Origin of the sequence: Ulvibacterium sp. (assembly GCF_965228935.1) — a bacterium.
Classification (GTDB): Bacteria; Bacteroidota; Bacteroidia; order Flavobacteriales; family Flavobacteriaceae; genus Ulvibacterium.
The window spans coordinates 97667-114416 of sequence record NZ_OZ245846.1 but is presented as its reverse complement, the minus strand read 5'-3'; the positions used below and the strand labels follow the sequence as shown (position 1 = coordinate 114416).

The window sequence follows — 16750 nt, the reverse complement described above, 5'->3', positions numbered from 1 at the left end:
TGCGGTTGGGATGATGCACTGCCTGTTCAACACAATCCGTTACCTCAAATGCCGATTTCTTTTATTGAGTACCACAAACAACAAGGCCAGCCCAATAAGACCAGCAGTGGAGGCGGCCCCGATGATAATTGGATCCATAGTGCACCGAAGCCAATGATACGGTTCCGGTAATTCCCTTAAAAAGGTACCCCATACTATAATCAATATGCTAAAAGCAACGGATAGAATGCCCTGTAGCCGTGTTATTTTTACGTTGTAGATCGCCAATAGGAACAGCCCCAGGATACCACCGCCAAAAATACCGGAAATTTGCCACCATACGTCCAATGCACTTTTCGCCTTTATCATCAATAGGGCAAAACCGATCCCCAATAAACCCCATATGACCGTGGATACTCTTAAAACTAGGAGGCTCTTCCATTTTGTGGTATGCGGATTTATGTATTTTTTGTAAAAATCGATGTACCACACTGTAGCCGAACTGTTTAGGGCGGAGTCCACGGTGCTCATAGAGGCTGCCATGATAGCGGCGATCATTAAGCCCTTTATTCCAATGGGAAGTTCCGTGGCGATGAAAAAAGGAAACACCTCATCGCCCTTGGTAATGGTTTCATCCAATACATGATAACTCCCATCATAATAGGAAAATAGTGCCGTACCGATGAAAAGAAAAATGGCGGTCAAAGGCAAATAGATCAACATGGCAATCCATACCGATTTTTTGGCTTCTTTCTCCGTGGCGACCGAGCTGTATTTTTGGGTAAAGTTCTGATCGGCCATTAGGTTGCGTACATTTTCGGCAACACCAAAAATGATCATCACCCAGATGGTACGGTCTCCCAATGAAAAATGGGTATCCCCCAAACTGAATTTCTGTTGATCCAAAGCCTTTTGGATCAGATAATCGGGTTGTGCGAATACTTCGGTAGCCAGTACATAGCCCACAAAGAAAATGCCCCCGATCATAATGACCGATTGCATTACATCGGTCCAGATGACGGCCTCCATACCTCCCATCAAGGTATAGATTATGGTCACAACGCCTATGACCAGTATGGCGGTGCCGATATCGGTATGGACAAAGGAGATAAGCAATAAGGACGAAAGGTATAGGATTACCGCTACCCGTCCGACCATAAACAAGAGAAAGGAAAATGCGGCATAAACTCTACCCCAACCTCCAATTTTTTCTTCTAGATAACTATAAACCGATATGATTTTGTGTTTTCGATAATGGGGAATCACAAATTGGGTGACAAACCAAGCAACCGGGATAGCGGTAAGCGCAAAAATTAAGGGGTGCCAGTTGTCATCAAAGGCTTTTCCCGGTACCGCGATATAGGAAATACTACTGGTGTAGGTGCTCATTACCGCGATGCCGGCCGCCCATGCGGGAATACTCCTACCAGCCACCATGAACTGCTCCGAGGTCTTACTTTTTTTGAAGTAATAGATTCCCATGGCCAACAACACCAAACCATAACCAATGATAATGACCAAGTCAACGGTACTCAAATCATATTTCATCTGGCGGGGATGTATGAATCATCGGGAGGAAAATGGGTCAGGTGCTCCTTGATTTGTTCGCGCTCGGACGAAGTAAATCGACGCAGGGGAGGCGCCACTTGATCATGGCATAATCCAAGTATGGATAGGACACTTTTTGTACCTTTTATATACTTCGATTCTTGTTTTCCAACATTATATAGGGTAGTCCCGATCAATTTTACTTTCTTCAAAAGTTCCGAGATAGTTTCGGTATCATTTGCCAAACAGGCGTTATACAAAGCTACGAACAAACGTGGGAAAAAATTGGCACCCCCAGCGACCGCTCCATGACCTCCCTTTGCAATCAATCTAGGTAAGAACAATTCCGTTCCGGTGACAATTGAAAAAGTGGGATCCCCAACGAATTCCTCGATCAAGGAATTCAGGTAATTCCAGTCGCCCGAGCTATCCTTTATGCCAATGGCACCAAGTTCCTTCCCTTTTTTAATGGTTTCCAATGACAATTGAAGTTTGGTGCAACTAGGCATATTGTATAGTAAAAAGGGTAGGGGGAGCAACGGTGCCAGATAATCCAGATACTGTTGCATTTCACCTTGGGAAATGGGCAGATAATAGGGTGGCGCCACCACTAGGGCATCCGCCCCCATTCGTTGGGCATGCTCCGCCAATTCCAAGGATTCCGTACATGAGGTATCTGTAATACAGACCAGCACGGGCACACGTTTACGGATCAGGTCACAGGCTTCCGTAACCACTTGTTTTCTAAGCGCATGCGATAAGCTTGGTCCTTCCCCGGTTGTCCCCAACAGGAATAGTCCGTGTACGCCCCCTTTTAGCATATGTTCAATGATATTACAAAGACCTTGGCTGTCCAAATCCCCATTTTCCAATAGGGGAGTAACAATGGGCGGTATAATTCCTTTAATGGGCGGATTCATCTCTTGTTGGAATGATGCTAAACAAATAACGAATAAATCGCGCTTAGGCACCACTATAATCTTGCGTCAAATACATTAAATCTTAACCTTTATTCAAGCTTTATTTTGTATTTTAAGCCATAACTGTTAAAATTACCATTAATGGAGTTTGTTTTCGAAAAAATCCATGTGCCTCATAAGCATTCTTTTATCACAAGAAAATTACCCTTGAAAACGAACGACAATGTACATTCCCATAAAAATTTTGAACTAAATTTTATTGAATCCGGTTCGGGCCGAAGAATCGTTGGAGATCATATTTCTAGGTTCGAAGCAGGGGATTTGGTATTATTGGGCCCTAATTTACCGCATTGTTGGGAACTGCAAGAAGAGGAAAACGCTATGCCGTCTTTTTGTATCGTAACCCATTTTTCCGAGGATATCATGAATTCGGATTTTTTCGGGATTCCGGAATTGGAAAAGGTGGTGACCCTTTTGAAGCAGTCCAACAGAGGGTTACGGTTTAAGATGGAAAATAATGGTCAAATCCGTCGTATTCTGGAAAGAATGACCCATTTGAAAGGTTTGCCCTATTATATTGAAATGCTCAAGGTCTTTTATCTTTTACTTCGGACAAAGGAGCGGGAAAAACTATCCAATCCCATTGATCATACCGCGATTTTTAATAGAAACCTGGAGAAGATCAATACGGTATATGCTTATGTATTCCAAAATATTCAAGAAGGTGTAAAATTAGAGGAGGCGGCAGCCCTTTTGAATATGGCACCCAGTTCGTTTTGCCGGTTTTTTAAGAAGAAGACAGATCTTACCTTTATGGAATATGTAAAACGCGTCCGCGTAGGAATGGCGGCCAAACTTTTGGCCGAGACCGATAAACAAATTACCCAAATATGTTTTGAAAGCGGCTACAACAATTTGGCTAACTTTAATCACTATTTTAAAAGTATAATGGCAAAAACGCCCTCGGCCTATCGAAAGAGTTTTAATTGAATGGTGTATTGGATTTACGACAATCCTAAATCAACTAACAATTTACTATGAGGATACTATTTGTGTTTACGATAATAGCTACTACATTTTCGTGTAAGGGGCAGTCCCGTAAGCTCCCGAAAGTGTTGCCCTTAGACCATCCGGCCGTTGTTTCCGAGGAATTTATTTATGATTTGGAAAAGGCATTGACCCCGGAATGCCATGCCTCTACGGTGGAAGTCAGTAATAACGTGGTAGTTGCCGCATGGTTTGGAGGAACAAAAGAAAAGAACAAGGATGTAGGGATATGGGTGTCCAGAAAGACAAATAAGGATTGGTCCATTCCCGTTGAGGTAGTCAACGGTGTTCAGGAGGATGGTAGCCGCTATCCTTGTTGGAATCCGGTACTGTTTAAACCCAAGGACCGGCCTTTGTACTTGTTCTATAAGGTAGGGCCAAGTCCACAGGAGTGGTGGGGACTGTATATGACTTCCGAGGATGATGGGAAAACCTGGTCCAAACCCATAAGGTTGCCCGAAGGTATCCTGGGGCCAATCAAAAATCAGCCGATTCAATTGAAAGATGGAACAGTGCTTTCGCCATCGAGCACGGAAAGCAAAACGGAGGGTTGGAAAATACATTTGGAATCCAGTTACGATAACTGTGCAAACTGGTCCAAAACTCCAGCTTTGAACGATCCGAAGGAATTCGGTGCCATACAACCTGTAATTCTAAATTACGGTAAGGGAAAATTGCAACTGCTGAGTAGGACGCAGAACAGTGTGGTTACCCAGAATTGGTCTGCGGACTATGGGAAAACCTGGAGCAACATGACCGCAACTTCGCTCCCGAATCCAAACTCGGGTATCGATGGGGTCACCTTAAAGGATGGCCGCCAACTACTGGTCTATAATCCAACCGAAAAGAATTGGGGGGATCGTGTTCCCTTAAGTATTGCCTTATCCACCGATGGAAAGAAATGGGAACGCGTTCTGGATTTGGAACCCCTTCGGGAAACAACCGATAGGGAAGGGGAGGAATATTCCTATCCTACCGTGATACAGGCCCCGGATGAAAAAGTGCACATCGTCTACACTTGGAACCGAAAAACGGTAAAGCATGTGGTACTGGATGTGGCGAAGCTTTGATGTAAAAGTTCATTGTGAAGTATATAACCAAGTTCAACAAAACAAATTAGTTTAGAAGTAAGAGGTAAGAAGTAAGAAGTGAGAAGTAGGAAGTAAGAAATACGAAATACCTTTTTTAGTTTCACCAAACACCAAACACCAAACACCAAACACCAAACACCAAACACCAAACATGTCATACTGAGCGCACAAGTGTCGCTGAAGCTTTTCAGCCTTCGTAGCTTGGCTACCATGGCGAAGAGGGCTAGCGTAAGCACAGTCGAAGCACCAAACCCTACTCTTGAACCTACTATTAAGAATTAGAACTTAGAAAATGGATTCCTTAACACAAATTGTTCTTGGAGCTTCGGTCGGCGAGGCGGTTCTTGGCAAAAAAGTGGGCAATAAGGCCTTGCTTTATGGGGCCATTGCCGGTACAATTCCGGATTTGGATGTGCTTTCGCGCAATTTTACGGATACGGTTACTGCCATTGAATGGCACCACGGATTTAGCCACTCCATTTTCTTTTCGTTACTATTTGCCCCGATCTTTGGTTGGCTTATTTCAAGAATAGAAAGAAAGTCCGGTGCAACATGGCGGGATTGGTCAAGACTCATGTTCTGGGGACTGTTTACCCATCCCATATTGGATGCCTTTACTACTTGGGGCACCCAGTTGTTTTGGCCCTTTGATTTAAGGTTGGCCTTTCAAAATATTTTTGTTATCGATCCATTGTATACCCTTCCTTTTTTAGTGTTTTTAATACTCGTTCTATTCCAAAAACGCACATCGCCCAAAAGATCAAAATACAATCGCTTAGGATTGCTGGTCAGTAGTGGTTATCTGATGTTGACCTTGGTCTTAAAAGGGTTGGCCTACACCAAGTTCACCAATGGCCTAGAGGAACAGGGAATAGATTACAGCGCCATGGATACCCGGCCAACCCCATTTAATTCAATTCTATGGATGGCCAATATAGAGACCGCCGATGCGTATTTGATGGGCAGTTATTCATTTTTTGACTCCCAACCCATACAGTTTTCTTCCTATCCCAAAAATCATCAGCTTTTGGGCAGTTTGGCTTCCCATGAAAAGATAGAGCGCTTAAAGCATATCGTAGAAGGTTGGTATACGATATCTAAAAAGAAAGATCAATTGTTTTTTAATGATTTGCGTTTTGGATTGATTAACTTGGATTCCGAAGAAGAACGCTTTGCATTCAGCTACCGTATCGTTCCAAAAGGGGAAGAGGTTATGGTAGAGGAAACCCCAAAGCTTAGAAGTGACGCCAAGCATCTTCTTGCGGCACTTTGGCTAAGAATATGGGGAAATTAATAATTCAATTTTCAGTATCTTCATGCCCATTTCAAAAACCCGAAACTATGAAGAACCTTTTATTGCTCGCATCGATCATACTATTTCTTTCCTGCGGAGAAAAGGAAAATAAGAAACCTTTAGCGGAATACCGGCAATGGCATACCGTTACCTTGTCTTTTGAAGGTCCTGACACTGCTGAGGGAGATGACGAGAATCCCTTTTTGAACTACAGATTGTCGGTAACATTTAAAAATGGCGAAAACGAATATACCCTACCTGGATTTTACGCGGCGGATGGCAATGCGGCCGAGACCAGTGCGGATTCCGGGAACATTTGGCAAGTGCGGTTTACACCGGATCGAGAGGGCGAATGGAGTTATACCGCCACATTGTACAAAGGTGAAAATATAGCTTTAAGTGATAATTCCAATGATGGGACACCAGTGGAAATAACGAATGCCATGGGCGATTTTAAGGTAGTGCCCTCGGATAAAAATGGAGAGGATTTTCGAGCACATGGTCGTCTTATAACATCAAACGGCTATTTTCAATTTAAGGATTCCGGCAAGTATTGGATCAAGGGGGGTGCGGATAGCCCGGAAAACTTGCTGGCCTATGAGGATTTTGACGGCACCTATCGCATGCAAACGTCCAATGATGACGGAGAGGCAAAAACGAATGACACCATACATAGCTATACGCCACATCTAAAAGATTGGAAGGAGGGCGACCCTACTTGGCAAAATGGTAAGGGCAAGGGCCTGATCGGTGCCTTAAATTATCTGTCTTCCAAGGGAATGAACGTAGTCTATTTCTTGACGAACAATATCAAAGGTGATGGAAAGGACGTTTGGCCCTATGTGTCCCCGGATGATTTCACCCGGTTTGACGTAAGCAAATTGGAGCAATGGGAAATCGTCTTTCAACACATGCAATCCAATGGGATTTTACTTCATATGGTGCTTCAGGAAACCGAAAACGAGACCATGTTGGATGGAGGGGATACCGGTCCTTTGCGACAATTATACTTGAGGGAACTTTTGGCCCGGTTTGGGCACCATCTCGGCATGAATTTCAATCTGGGGGAAGAAAACGGCCCTGCCAATTTCACCCCTATTGCCCAGAACGATGAACAGCGCAAGGAAATGACCCGTTTTATTACGAAGATAGACCCCTATGACCATCCCATTCTTTTGCATACGCATTCACACGAACCGGCCCGTACCAATGTTCTGGACTCCATCGTTGGGTTTACCGATCTCGATGGACTTTCGTTACAAGTGGATAAGCGTGAAGGGGCTGCTGAAGTTGTGGAAACTTGGAAGAACAGATCACGCGAAGCCGGTCATGAATGGATGATTACCATGGATGAAATCGGGATGTGGCATACGGGTGCGCGGTCGGATTCCCTGGACGGAAACCATGATACGTTACGCCGTTACGTGTTATGGGGTACTTTATTGTCGGGAGCGGCCGGCGTGGAGTGGTATTTTGGAGCGAACAATCGCTATCATGATCTGAATACCGAGGACTGGCGTTCGCGGGATCGTTTATGGGAAATCACGGACTATGCCCTGCATTTCTTCAGAACGTATTTGCCGTATTGGGAAATGCGACCCGAACACGGATTGATCAACTCAAAAGAGGCCTATTGTTTTCGAAAAACGGGGGAAACCTATGCAGCTTACCTGCCAGATTCCAATCCCTATACCATCGATTTAAGTGGGGTGGAAGGGGAATATACCTTACATTGGTACGATCCCTTAAAAGGTAGGGAACTGCAACAGGGGTCGATTAAAACCATTCAGGGTGGCGCAATTCAAGAATTAGGCCTTCCCCCTAGGGAAGATAAACAGGATTGGATAGTCCTTTTACGAAAACCCCAGTAATTATGGGCTATAAGCTCTTCACCTGTAGATCGTGGAAAGCATCGGCCTGAAGTTTCAAAAGCTCTTCGGCTTTCTGCTTCTTGTAGGCATAGACCGCCTCTTCCTCTTCGATCTCACCATATATTTTTTCGTTTAGGGCGGTATCCGTGGCCAAGATTTTTTCCCGTTGTTCCACTTTTTGCATCACCCAAGTCTTAGCGACACTTTCCTCATCCTCCAATTTTAGGTCATATTCACCCTTTGGCGCCAATAACTTGGCAATGATCGGAGCGGTCTCAATGGCCAAAAACAAAAGGAAAATGAAGAATGAAGGGAACCAAGGTAATTTGCCCAAGGCATTGATACGGGCCATAAGCCCATCAAAACCATCGATAATAGGCTGGGAATTTTTTACAACCTCGTTGTACTCAAGGTTTAATGCCGCAATTTGCCCTTCCAGAGCCTTAATTTTTTCACTATTGTCCTGCTTCAATTGTTGAAGCTCCGCCAAAGCGGCATCATGCTTTTCACGTTTCTCCTTATATACAGGGCCTTTGCCCAAGAGCATGGTTCCTGCCCTACCCTCGGCCTCTGAAATGTAGATGTCGTAAAGCGCATCAGTTTCGGCCTGTTTCGTACCGACTTCATTTTTTAATGCAGCGATATCTTCATTTAACTTTTCAATGGCAGGGGTGTATTGTTGTGCCAATTGTTGTTTATTGGCCAGGGTCATTTCATTTTTCTCTTCCAACAACACCTGGTTGATTTCCTTTTCAAAAATCTTCATTTCCAAAGGCTTTGAGATGACCATTGCAATAATAACGGCCAGAATAATCCTGGGAGTGGCTTGTAAGAGCTCGCTTCCAAAGCTGTTTCGCTTTTTGATCGTGGAAACGATAAATCGATCCAGGTTAAAGATCAGCAGCCCCCAAATGATTCCGAAGAAAATAGCGATATACACATTGTCAAAAACAGTATAAAGCGCATAACTACTGGCTATAAGCGCCATTACGGCGGTGAAGAAAACGGTGGCTCCTACACCGGCATATTTGTTCTGTTCACCTTCGGAACAAGTTTTTAGAATAGCGGTGTCCGCCCCTGAGCAGAGGATAAAAAAACGTTGTAGCATAGTGTTCTGATTTGATCGATGATTCTGATTTCTCTGTTAGAACGTGATTTTCAATAAAATGTTACAACAATAGGCCGGAAATCCGAGCGACTTGACATAATTTATGATTTTGTTTGCTTTATCCCAATATAGAAGACGTATGTACATATCCTGATAAAAGTAAAACGGGTTTTATTTGTTACCCTGCGATTTGGAAAGAAAGTCGTTGGCCAGACCCTTAAACCGTTCATCAGGATTTAAATCGAGACATTTTTTAAAATTGATTTGGGCCTTTTCAAAATCTTCCATCCTAAAATATCCGATGCCCAGATTAAAATAAGCCTGGTAATTATTTGGATGCAACTGGGTGTTTAGAATGAAATAGTCCAGGGATTCCTCCCCTTTACCTCCCATGGATAGCAGTTGTGCCGTATGGTTCAATTGATAATAATCGAAGTCGCACTTTTCATTGGTCCGATATACTTCCAAAAACAATTCCAACATTTTATCAAAGGTTACATGCTTCAGGACTTTGCTATGAAAGGCCGTCCTATAATTGGACTGGTACCAGGACATTAACTCCTTTGCGGTTGATGCCTCATCCTTTTTTGCAACAAGGAAGATCAACTTTTGTAGATCGGCCTCAGGATAGAGTGTATAGGGTTCCTTGGACAAGGATACGTCCAAAAATGAAACCAAATCCTTTACCTCGTCCTTCGTATATCGATTAAAGAGAACATCCACCCTGGGGAGTCCTTTCTTGGTTTTTATCTGTACAAAGGAAAGGTCTGTTTTACTAGGATTGAAGTGTTGCCGGGTCATGTCCGTATAGTTGAGCTTGTCCCGGAATACCCCATTAAGAAAGGCCAATATATATCGGGTCATAAGGTTATACCCTTTAACTTTTACCGCCACATTTTCCTTCGTATCATTTGAGCCAAAGAGTTTTATGAATTGGGAGGCCAAATCCGTGTGCTCCAAGTGGGGCAGGTTGACCATATAGGCGTCGCTGTAAACCAATTTATCATAAAAGGGAAGTTCGTTCATATAGCCCAGGGAATTGACGAACAATGTGGGTTTTGAAAAGCGTCTATAGTCTTCATAGGGTGAATCCTCAAAGAAATCATAGGCCTCATGAATGCTGGGATCGATACCGATCCAGGCATCTACCGAGGAATTTCGGGCCATCATCAATACATTGGACAATCCACCCAGGCTAAATCCGCCAATAGCCACTTTGTCCGCGTCGGCGTTGGGCAACGTTTCCAAAATGCTGAATAGAAATTCCATATCCCGGGCCTGGGTCTCCACACCGATCTTGGAAATGGGCATTTCCCGTCTTTCAGGGCCTACACTTGGGCTGGAGATTACTACATAGCCATGGCTCGCCAGGAATTCACTAAACAGTGCATTTTCATAGGCGGAAGACGACCAGCTTGGGCCATAGATCAGGACAGGGAACTTTTCTTTCGTATTCGGGGGAGCCTCTTTTATACCCCGCATGTTTACCTTCAATTCCTTTTCAAGGATTTTTACATCTACTGGCTCGGTTTTAAGGAAGTTGTCCAATAGACTGTCCCTTAAGGCCGTGGACAGTTCCATTTTTCCTGTTTCATGGGCCATAAGAAAGAAATACTCATTGTATTTCATCGGGTTTTTACCAACGGCTTCCGCAGGATACCAGATGCATACCTGTATGGGTCTGTAAATGGTTTTATCTGGATTCAAATCTGGACGGTTTCTATCAAAGGAAAAGCTGCGGGATTTATCAAAGGTGTTCCATGTCCGAAACCCAACCGTGTGGCTACCATAGGGCTCTGAAATGGCAAGTGATGACTCCTGGGCCACTGCCGTGCAGCAACAAAGGATACCGTAAAGAAGCAAACGTGAAGCTACGTTTATCATAATGATATTACTGTAAAATGATTGTTGAAATTTTTTCGGCGATGATATCGTCCTTGGCCCCCCTATACTTATTGGACAAGACAATGACAGCAATATCTTCTTGTACAAATCGCCAAAAATCGGTGAAGAATACACCGTTGCCACCATTATGCCAAATAGCGGTTCTGTCAGGACCAAAGGGCATATGTACCCAACCATAGGCATAGAAGGACTCTCCACTAGCATCTTCCGGTGTATGGGGATAGAAGTACTTTTCCTTGGCTTTTTCGTCCAGTATAGCATTGCCCAGAAGTGCGGTATGCCATTTAAATAGATCTTCGGCATCGGACAGGATTCCGCCATTCCCCTTAAGGTTCAAAAAAGGGCCGTCCTTGCCCCAGTGCTCTTCATTGGGTTTTTTATGTTCTTGCTTTTTGGAATATCCTTTTGCAATGCTATTGGAGTTCCAGTCAGGGAGTATATATCCCGTGTTTTGCATTCCTGCCGGGCGAAAAATCACCCGGTTTAGATAGGCCTCATAACCCATACCGCTTACCTTTTCGATTATTATACTCAATAAACTATAACCCACATTGGAGTATCGGAATTTTTCGCCTATGGTCGATTTCAGTTTCAATGCGAAAACCCGATTTAAGAAATCCGTTTCGCTGATTTCCTCATAATCACCGCCTATACTTGCCACTAACCCGGAGGTATGGTTCAAAAGATGATGAAGGGTAATTTCCTTTTTGTCCTCGGGGATTTCCGCAAAATATTTTGAGATCGGGTCATTTACCGACAGTTTTCCTTGCATCTCCAGTTTTAGGATGGCGGCCGCGGTAAACTGTTTTGTGACCGAACCAATATCATAGATGGTTTTTTTACCATTTTTTAAGCCCTTGGATTTATCGCGCATACCATAGGCACTATGCTCTATGATCTCCCCCTTTTTTGCTATAAGAATGGTTCCGGAAAACCCCTTCTTTTCCAACGACTGTAGGTACTTTTGCAAGCTCGTATTCGGAAAGGACGGGTTTGGTCGTAGTTTATGGTTGGTTGTGTCGGGATTCATGGTCCCTAGAAATAAGAGCGCAGCCAACCAGGACAACTTTTTTGATATTGTCAAAAACATAGGTGAGGTAATAGGATTAATGTGCTATTCGGAAAGGTCGGTGGATATTTCAACAATGGGCCTTTTCCCTTTTGAACCTTTTGAATTGATATTTATATGGCTACTGCTTTTTAGCAGTTCAATGGCTTGCTCAGCGGATATCTTTTTTCCTTCGTGATAAAAGATGGCGTTCTTTTTCTTCATTCTCTTAACGAATTCCACGGGTGATTCAGGTTCTGGTGGAGGAGGCGGAGAAGGAATGTCTCGCTCCAGTTTCCGGGCCTGTTTTTCCATTTTCTGTGCTTGTTTCTGCAGTTCCAGGGATTCCTTCTCCAGCATGGCCTGTTGTTTTTCCAAGGCAACGGCCTGTTCCTTCATGTGCATCTCTTGTTTTTCCATCTCAATTTCCACCTCCTCCATTTCGGTCCTTTGTTGTTTCACTTCTACCTCTTTTTCCGCCATCAAGGCTGCTAGCTTTTCCACTTCTTTCTGTATTTCCACTACTTCATGGACAGGCGGTAGAGGTGGTTCGGGCGGTTCTGGAAAATCGGGAAAAGGTTCCGCCGTGCTTTTTTGATCTTCGGTCATGATACTGTACAGGTATTCCAAAAGCTCTACATCGGACTTTTTGATAAAGATGTTTTCCTCAGCTTCGATCATTGTATTGTATTTTTTGGCCAGTGCATTGTATTGTGCAACTTGTTCTTCAGTGGCACCTTCCTGTGATTCCTGAAGAGGATCCGCATATCTGGGGAGAGGTTCGGCGTTACTTTTCTGAACCTCGGACATTCGGTGGTAGATATGTTCCATACGCAGTATGTCCTTGCTTTTTACATCTCGCTCATCCGTGGCCGGATCATTGTATTTTTTGGCCAGGGTATTGTATTCCTGAAGAATGTCCCAAGTAATGTTTTCTTGAATGCTTTCCATTGGCAACATTGCAGCATCGGGAATCTCTGTTTGAATAACTTTTTTACCGCTAAAGCCATAAAGCAATAGGGCCAATAGGGGTAGTAAGAGTGTGCTTTTGAGCAGGACTGTTTGTCTTGATGTTTGTTTTTTCATGATGTTGAATCGTTTTTTGACTTGCGCGTATTGGCCGGAAATCGTGATTTTTTTACCGAATACGGTCAAGTAGATTGATGAATAATTAATGGCATTGGCCATGGGAAGCCGACGGTTGCCATAGCTTGCATCTGATGTAAAGGCCAAAAGCATGTTTTGATAGGAAGGGAAGGGAGTACCCTGGTCCAAAACCGCTTGATCCGCTAAAAATTCATGGTTCAGTTTAATTACGCCTTTTAGGATAAGGAACAACGGATTAAACCAAAGAACTATCTGCAATAACTCTACAAGAACAATGTCCAAACTATGGAGTTGTCTGGCATGTGTTTCCTCGTGCAGCAAAACCTCTTTTGGGATTTGTTGTGCTTCGAACCGGGTCTTATTTAAGAAAATGTAGTTAAAAAAAGTATGGGGCGCGATTTTTTCCCAAAGCAGTACATGAATGCTGTTTTTAGTTTTGAGCTTTGGATTGCTGTGAATACGGCGAACGATTCCGAGTAAATTCTTGGCAAACCGAAAAGCAAAAAAAAGAGTTCCTAGGAGATAGATAATCCAAAGGAGGAAAGACAGGTTGAAAGTGCTTAAGCCCGATGCAATTGTTTGGGATGCTCCCTGTGTATCGGATGTAATCGCCAGTGGAACTTTTGCGCTCCCGGTTGTAATTTCAACATATTCCGTAAAGGTGATCAAAGGAATGCTAAAGGCCAATGCCAAGGATATCAGGAGGTAAAAGCGTTTGAAAGCATGTATTTTTTCCCGCTCCAAAAAGATTTTGTAGAAAAACAGGAAAAAGGCAAGGCATGCGCTCGACTTTAAAATGTATGCCAACATAACTACTTCTTTTTAATTTCTTGATCAATGAGTTGCCTTAAATCCTCCAACTCCTCTTTGCTAAGCCCTGTTTCCTGGGTAAAAAATGATGCAAATTGACCAGGGCTATCGTTAAAAAAGTTTTTAATGAGCCCATTGACATGCCGGGAAAAATACTCCTTTTTCTTTACCGTGGGGTAATATTCACGGGATCGCCCAAAGGGGGTATAGGCCACGAATCCTTTGTCCGTCATCCGTTTTAAAAGCGTAGCCACGGTCGTAGTTGCCGGCTTGGGCTCAGGGTATGCATCCAAGAGATCCTTCATAAAAGCCTTCTTTAGCTTCCAGAGTATATTCATCAGTTCTTCCTCGGCTTTTGACAATTGCATTGTTCTACAGAATTAGAATAATCTCTACAAACATAGAATAAATTTTTTAATTCTACAAATGTAGAGATAAAATTAGCTTTTTACTTGACCTTGCCAACTTTGATTTGGTGCTGCCCATAGACCGTATTGGCTGCCATTATTGACTTAGGGGGAAATCTCTTATCGGTTCATTTCGGTAAAATAATGATAAAAATAGGGTATGGTCTCAATGCCTTTTAGGTAGTTCCAAACCCCAAAATGCTCATTCGGGGAATGTATGGCGTCACTGTCCAGACCAAATCCCATAAGGACGGTCTTACTTTTTAATTCCTTTTCAAATAGGGCCACAATGGGAATACTGCCGCCGCCGCGTTGGGGAACGGGCGGGGTTCCAAAGGTGGTTTCATAGGCCTTGGCCGCGGCTTGGTACCCTACATGATCTATGGGCATAACATAGGCCTGGCCTCCATGATGCGGCCTTACTTTTACTTTTACGCCCTCTGGGGCGATATGCTTAAAGTGTTGACTAAAAAGTTCGGTGATTTCCTTCCAATCCTGATGCGGTACCAATCGCATTGAGATCTTGGCATAGGCCTTACTTGCGATTACGGTCTTGGCACCTTCGCCAATATAACCGCCCCAGATACCATTTACATCTAGTGTCGGCCTAATGGAATTCCGTTCATTGGTCGTAAATCCTTCCTCCCCATAAACGGCTTCAATGTCCAGCGCGCTTTTGTATTCCTCCAGATTAAAGGGAGCCTTGGCCATTTCCGTACGTTCCGCTTGCGGGAGTTCTTCCACCTTATCGTAAAATCCCGGAATGGTAATATGGTTGTTCTCATCATGGAGCGAGGCTATCATTTGGGTAAGGATATTGATCGGGTTGGCAACGGCACCCCCATAGAGTCCGGAATGCAAATCGCGATTTGGGCCCGTAACCTCCACTTCAACATAGCTCAACCCTCGAAGTCCCGTGGTGATGGAAGGTACATTAGGGGCGATCATTCCGGTATCCGATATCAAAATGATGTCATTGGCCAGTTTTTCCCTGTTCTCCACTACGAAGGTCGTAAGACTGTTACTACCCACTTCTTCCTCCCCCTCGATCATAAATTTTACATTACAGGGCAATTGATCGGTTTTTACCATAAACTCCAGGGCTTTTATATGCATATACATTTGCCCCTTGTCGTCACTAGATCCTCGGGCAAAAATGGCACCTTTGGGATGTAGTTCGGTTTCCTTGATAACGGGTTCAAAGGGAGGCGAGTTCCATAGATCCAGTGGGTCTGGTGGTTGAACATCGTAGTGGCCGTATACCAAAATGGTGGGTAAGGAGGCATCCACTATTTTTTCACCATAGACAATAGGGTAGCCCTCCGTATCGCAGATTTCCACTTGATCGCAACCTGCTTCCTCCAAGGCCGTTTTTATTGCCTCGGACATGTTGATGACATCTTGGGAAAAGGCCGAATCCGCACTTACGGAAGGAATTTTTAGGAGTTGGATAAGTTCATTTAGAAGACGTTCTTGGTTTTGTTCGATGTAGTTTGTGATATCATCCATTGGCCGGAAGTTGAGTTTAAGTCGAAGTTACAAAAAAGAAGTTTTTTGCCTATCGAATTATTTAGGGAAAAGGAATTTTGCTTTATATTTGCAGTCCTTTTACGAAATAGTGTCGTGAAAGAATATATTGGATTGCGGCTGTGATGGAACTGGTAGACATGCTTGACTTAGGATCAAGTGCCGCGAGGCGTGGGGGTTCGACTCCCTTCAGCCGCACTTCTTCAACTACCGAAAAGTAGTCAAAAGCCTCTCAATTCTGAGAGGCTTTTTTGTACAGATACTGTATTTAGCCACATTGGGGTACACCATTTTAAATCAAATCATTTGATATTCGGTAATACAAACTATTTCAGTCCATAGAATTGGGAGAACGGGTTTCCAAAATGTTGGTTTTATGATACCGCTAAAAATCCCTTAGGATAATGCATATGAATCGACAACTTTGCCTGTATCCAACAATTCAAGTAGTTCTTTCCCCACTTGGTTGCAAATGGCTACATCATTATGGGTGCAGTTTTTCAAACGTATCGGATCAAAACGGTTTACCTGTATTTTGGTGGTTTGAAGTTCCCGAGATAGCAGGACCGTAAACATTTCAAGTGCAGCTTTCGCCGTTGCGTATGCCGTCATTTGGTAATTCGCATAATGGAATCCATCGTCCTTCATCCTGTTTATATCTCCCAAAGCACTGGATACATTGATAATTTTTCCCCTATGGCTCTTTTTTAATAGTGGAAGCATTGCTTTTGTAACCTGAAGTATGGAGAACAGGTTTACCTCATATAGATTTTTCACATCGTCAATACGGAGATGGTCTATTTTCTGACCAAAACCATTTGCTATTTCGGCATTGTTGATAAGCACATCGAGTTTATTGTAATGTGTTTTTATATAGGCGTATAATTGGGCGATGTCCCCGCTATGGGTAAAATCGGCCTTTAGTAGTTCAACATTACTTAGGTTCAACGTTTTCAGTGTGTTATACGCTTCGCCTTTGGCGGCAATGATAACAAGGAATCCTTGGTTCTTTAGAAGCGGGGCAAACTTATGTCCGAATCCGTTTCCTGCTTCGGTGATCAGAGCAATTCTATCCGTATCCATAGTCC

At 43.5% G+C, this 16750-nt stretch carries 13 protein-coding genes and 1 tRNA gene; 5 read left to right on the top strand and 9 right to left on the bottom strand.

Annotated elements, in window-relative coordinates; translation table 11 throughout:
* Positions 1-39 precede the first annotated feature (39 nt).
* On the bottom strand, positions 40-1527 hold the full coding sequence (locus ACO06Y_RS00530; RefSeq protein ID WP_422081868.1) for a sodium:solute symporter family transporter: 1488 nt from the start codon (positions 1525-1527) through the stop codon (positions 40-42).
* Positions 1524-2447 carry a dihydrodipicolinate synthase family protein gene (locus tag ACO06Y_RS00525; RefSeq protein ID WP_422081867.1) on the bottom strand — a complete coding sequence of 308 codons (924 nt, stop codon included), beginning with the start codon at positions 2445-2447 and terminating at the stop codon, positions 1524-1526. Before ACO06Y_RS00525 ends, ACO06Y_RS00530 begins: the two co-directional genes overlap by 4 nt.
* Before the next feature lie 141 nt (positions 2448-2588).
* Between ACO06Y_RS00525 and ACO06Y_RS00520 the strand changes: the two genes are divergently transcribed.
* The 4 genes from ACO06Y_RS00520 (at position 2589) to ACO06Y_RS00505 (ending at position 7750) form a co-directional block, all read left to right on the top strand.
* Positions 2589-3437, top strand: a complete 849-nt coding sequence (locus ACO06Y_RS00520) for an AraC family transcriptional regulator (protein WP_422081866.1) — start codon at positions 2589-2591, stop codon at positions 3435-3437.
* 47 nt (positions 3438-3484) lie between these two features.
* Positions 3485-4564, top strand: coding sequence for a sialidase family protein (locus ACO06Y_RS00515; protein ID WP_422081865.1), 1080 nt, complete (start codon positions 3485-3487; stop codon positions 4562-4564).
* A gap of 313 nt (positions 4565-4877) precedes the next feature.
* Complete coding sequence (locus tag ACO06Y_RS00510) at positions 4878-5879, top strand: metal-dependent hydrolase (RefSeq protein WP_422081864.1); 1002 nt, start codon at positions 4878-4880, stop codon at positions 5877-5879.
* A 47-nt stretch (positions 5880-5926) separates the two neighbouring features.
* On the top strand, positions 5927-7750 hold the full coding sequence (locus tag ACO06Y_RS00505; protein WP_422081863.1) for a DUF5060 domain-containing protein: 1824 nt from the start codon (positions 5927-5929) through the stop codon (positions 7748-7750).
* A gap of 7 nt (positions 7751-7757) precedes the next feature.
* Here the strand turns inward: ACO06Y_RS00505 and ACO06Y_RS00500 are convergent, their stop codons facing one another.
* The 6 genes from ACO06Y_RS00500 to ACO06Y_RS00475 all read right to left on the bottom strand — a co-directional run bounded on the left by ACO06Y_RS00500 (position 7758) and on the right by ACO06Y_RS00475 (position 15644).
* A complete protein-coding gene (locus ACO06Y_RS00500; RefSeq protein ID WP_422081862.1) occupies positions 7758-8858 on the bottom strand; it encodes a DUF4407 domain-containing protein in 1101 nt (366 codons plus the stop codon).
* Between the two features lie 171 nt (positions 8859-9029).
* Positions 9030-10742, bottom strand: coding sequence for a tetratricopeptide repeat protein (locus tag ACO06Y_RS00495; protein ID WP_422081861.1), 1713 nt, complete (start codon positions 10740-10742; stop codon positions 9030-9032).
* A gap of 7 nt (positions 10743-10749) precedes the next feature.
* Positions 10750-11793 (bottom strand): serine hydrolase domain-containing protein, encoded by a 1044-nt coding sequence (locus ACO06Y_RS00490; RefSeq protein ID WP_422081860.1) that lies wholly within the window; start codon positions 11791-11793, stop codon positions 10750-10752.
* Between the two features lie 84 nt (positions 11794-11877).
* Positions 11878-13728, bottom strand: a complete 1851-nt coding sequence (locus tag ACO06Y_RS00485) for a M56 family metallopeptidase (protein WP_422081859.1) — start codon at positions 13726-13728, stop codon at positions 11878-11880.
* A gap of 2 nt (positions 13729-13730) precedes the next feature.
* On the bottom strand, positions 13731-14096 hold the full coding sequence (locus ACO06Y_RS00480; protein ID WP_422081858.1) for a BlaI/MecI/CopY family transcriptional regulator: 366 nt from the start codon (positions 14094-14096) through the stop codon (positions 13731-13733).
* A gap of 159 nt (positions 14097-14255) precedes the next feature.
* Entirely contained in the window at positions 14256-15644 is a 1389-nt protein-coding gene (locus ACO06Y_RS00475; protein ID WP_422081857.1) for a dipeptidase, read from the bottom strand.
* Between the two features lie 134 nt (positions 15645-15778).
* Between ACO06Y_RS00475 and ACO06Y_RS00470 the strand changes: the two genes are divergently transcribed.
* Positions 15779-15860, top strand: a tRNA-Leu gene (locus ACO06Y_RS00470).
* Positions 15861-16058: 198 nt separating this feature from the next.
* Here ACO06Y_RS00470 and ACO06Y_RS00465 read toward each other — a convergent pair.
* Entirely contained in the window at positions 16059-16745 is a 687-nt protein-coding gene (locus ACO06Y_RS00465; RefSeq protein ID WP_422081856.1) for an SDR family NAD(P)-dependent oxidoreductase, read from the bottom strand.
* Positions 16746-16750: the final 5 nt, after the last annotated feature.

What these genes read in the sequence shown, in the direction of transcription:
- ACO06Y_RS00530 (WP_422081868.1), bottom strand. Translation starts at nt 1,527, where the DNA reads ATGAAATATGATTTGAGTACCGTTGACTTGGTCATTATCATTGGTTAT.
- ACO06Y_RS00525 (WP_422081867.1), bottom strand. Translation starts at nt 2,447, where the DNA reads ATGAATCCGCCCATTAAAGGAATTATACCGCCCATTGTTACTCCCCTA.
- ACO06Y_RS00520 (WP_422081866.1), top strand. Translation starts at nt 2,589, where the DNA reads ATGGAGTTTGTTTTCGAAAAAATCCATGTGCCTCATAAGCATTCTTTT.
- ACO06Y_RS00515 (WP_422081865.1), top strand. Translation starts at nt 3,485, where the DNA reads ATGAGGATACTATTTGTGTTTACGATAATAGCTACTACATTTTCGTGT.
- ACO06Y_RS00510 (WP_422081864.1), top strand. Translation starts at nt 4,878, where the DNA reads ATGGATTCCTTAACACAAATTGTTCTTGGAGCTTCGGTCGGCGAGGCG.
- ACO06Y_RS00505 (WP_422081863.1), top strand. Translation starts at nt 5,927, where the DNA reads ATGAAGAACCTTTTATTGCTCGCATCGATCATACTATTTCTTTCCTGC.
- ACO06Y_RS00500 (WP_422081862.1), bottom strand. Translation starts at nt 8,858, where the DNA reads ATGCTACAACGTTTTTTTATCCTCTGCTCAGGGGCGGACACCGCTATT.
- ACO06Y_RS00495 (WP_422081861.1), bottom strand. Translation starts at nt 10,742, where the DNA reads ATGATAAACGTAGCTTCACGTTTGCTTCTTTACGGTATCCTTTGTTGC.
- ACO06Y_RS00490 (WP_422081860.1), bottom strand. Translation starts at nt 11,793, where the DNA reads ATGAATCCCGACACAACCAACCATAAACTACGACCAAACCCGTCCTTT.
- ACO06Y_RS00485 (WP_422081859.1), bottom strand. Translation starts at nt 13,728, where the DNA reads ATGTTGGCATACATTTTAAAGTCGAGCGCATGCCTTGCCTTTTTCCTG.
- ACO06Y_RS00480 (WP_422081858.1), bottom strand. Translation starts at nt 14,096, where the DNA reads ATGCAATTGTCAAAAGCCGAGGAAGAACTGATGAATATACTCTGGAAG.
- ACO06Y_RS00475 (WP_422081857.1), bottom strand. Translation starts at nt 15,644, where the DNA reads ATGGATGATATCACAAACTACATCGAACAAAACCAAGAACGTCTTCTA.
- ACO06Y_RS00465 (WP_422081856.1), bottom strand. Translation starts at nt 16,745, where the DNA reads ATGGATACGGATAGAATTGCTCTGATCACCGAAGCAGGAAACGGATTC.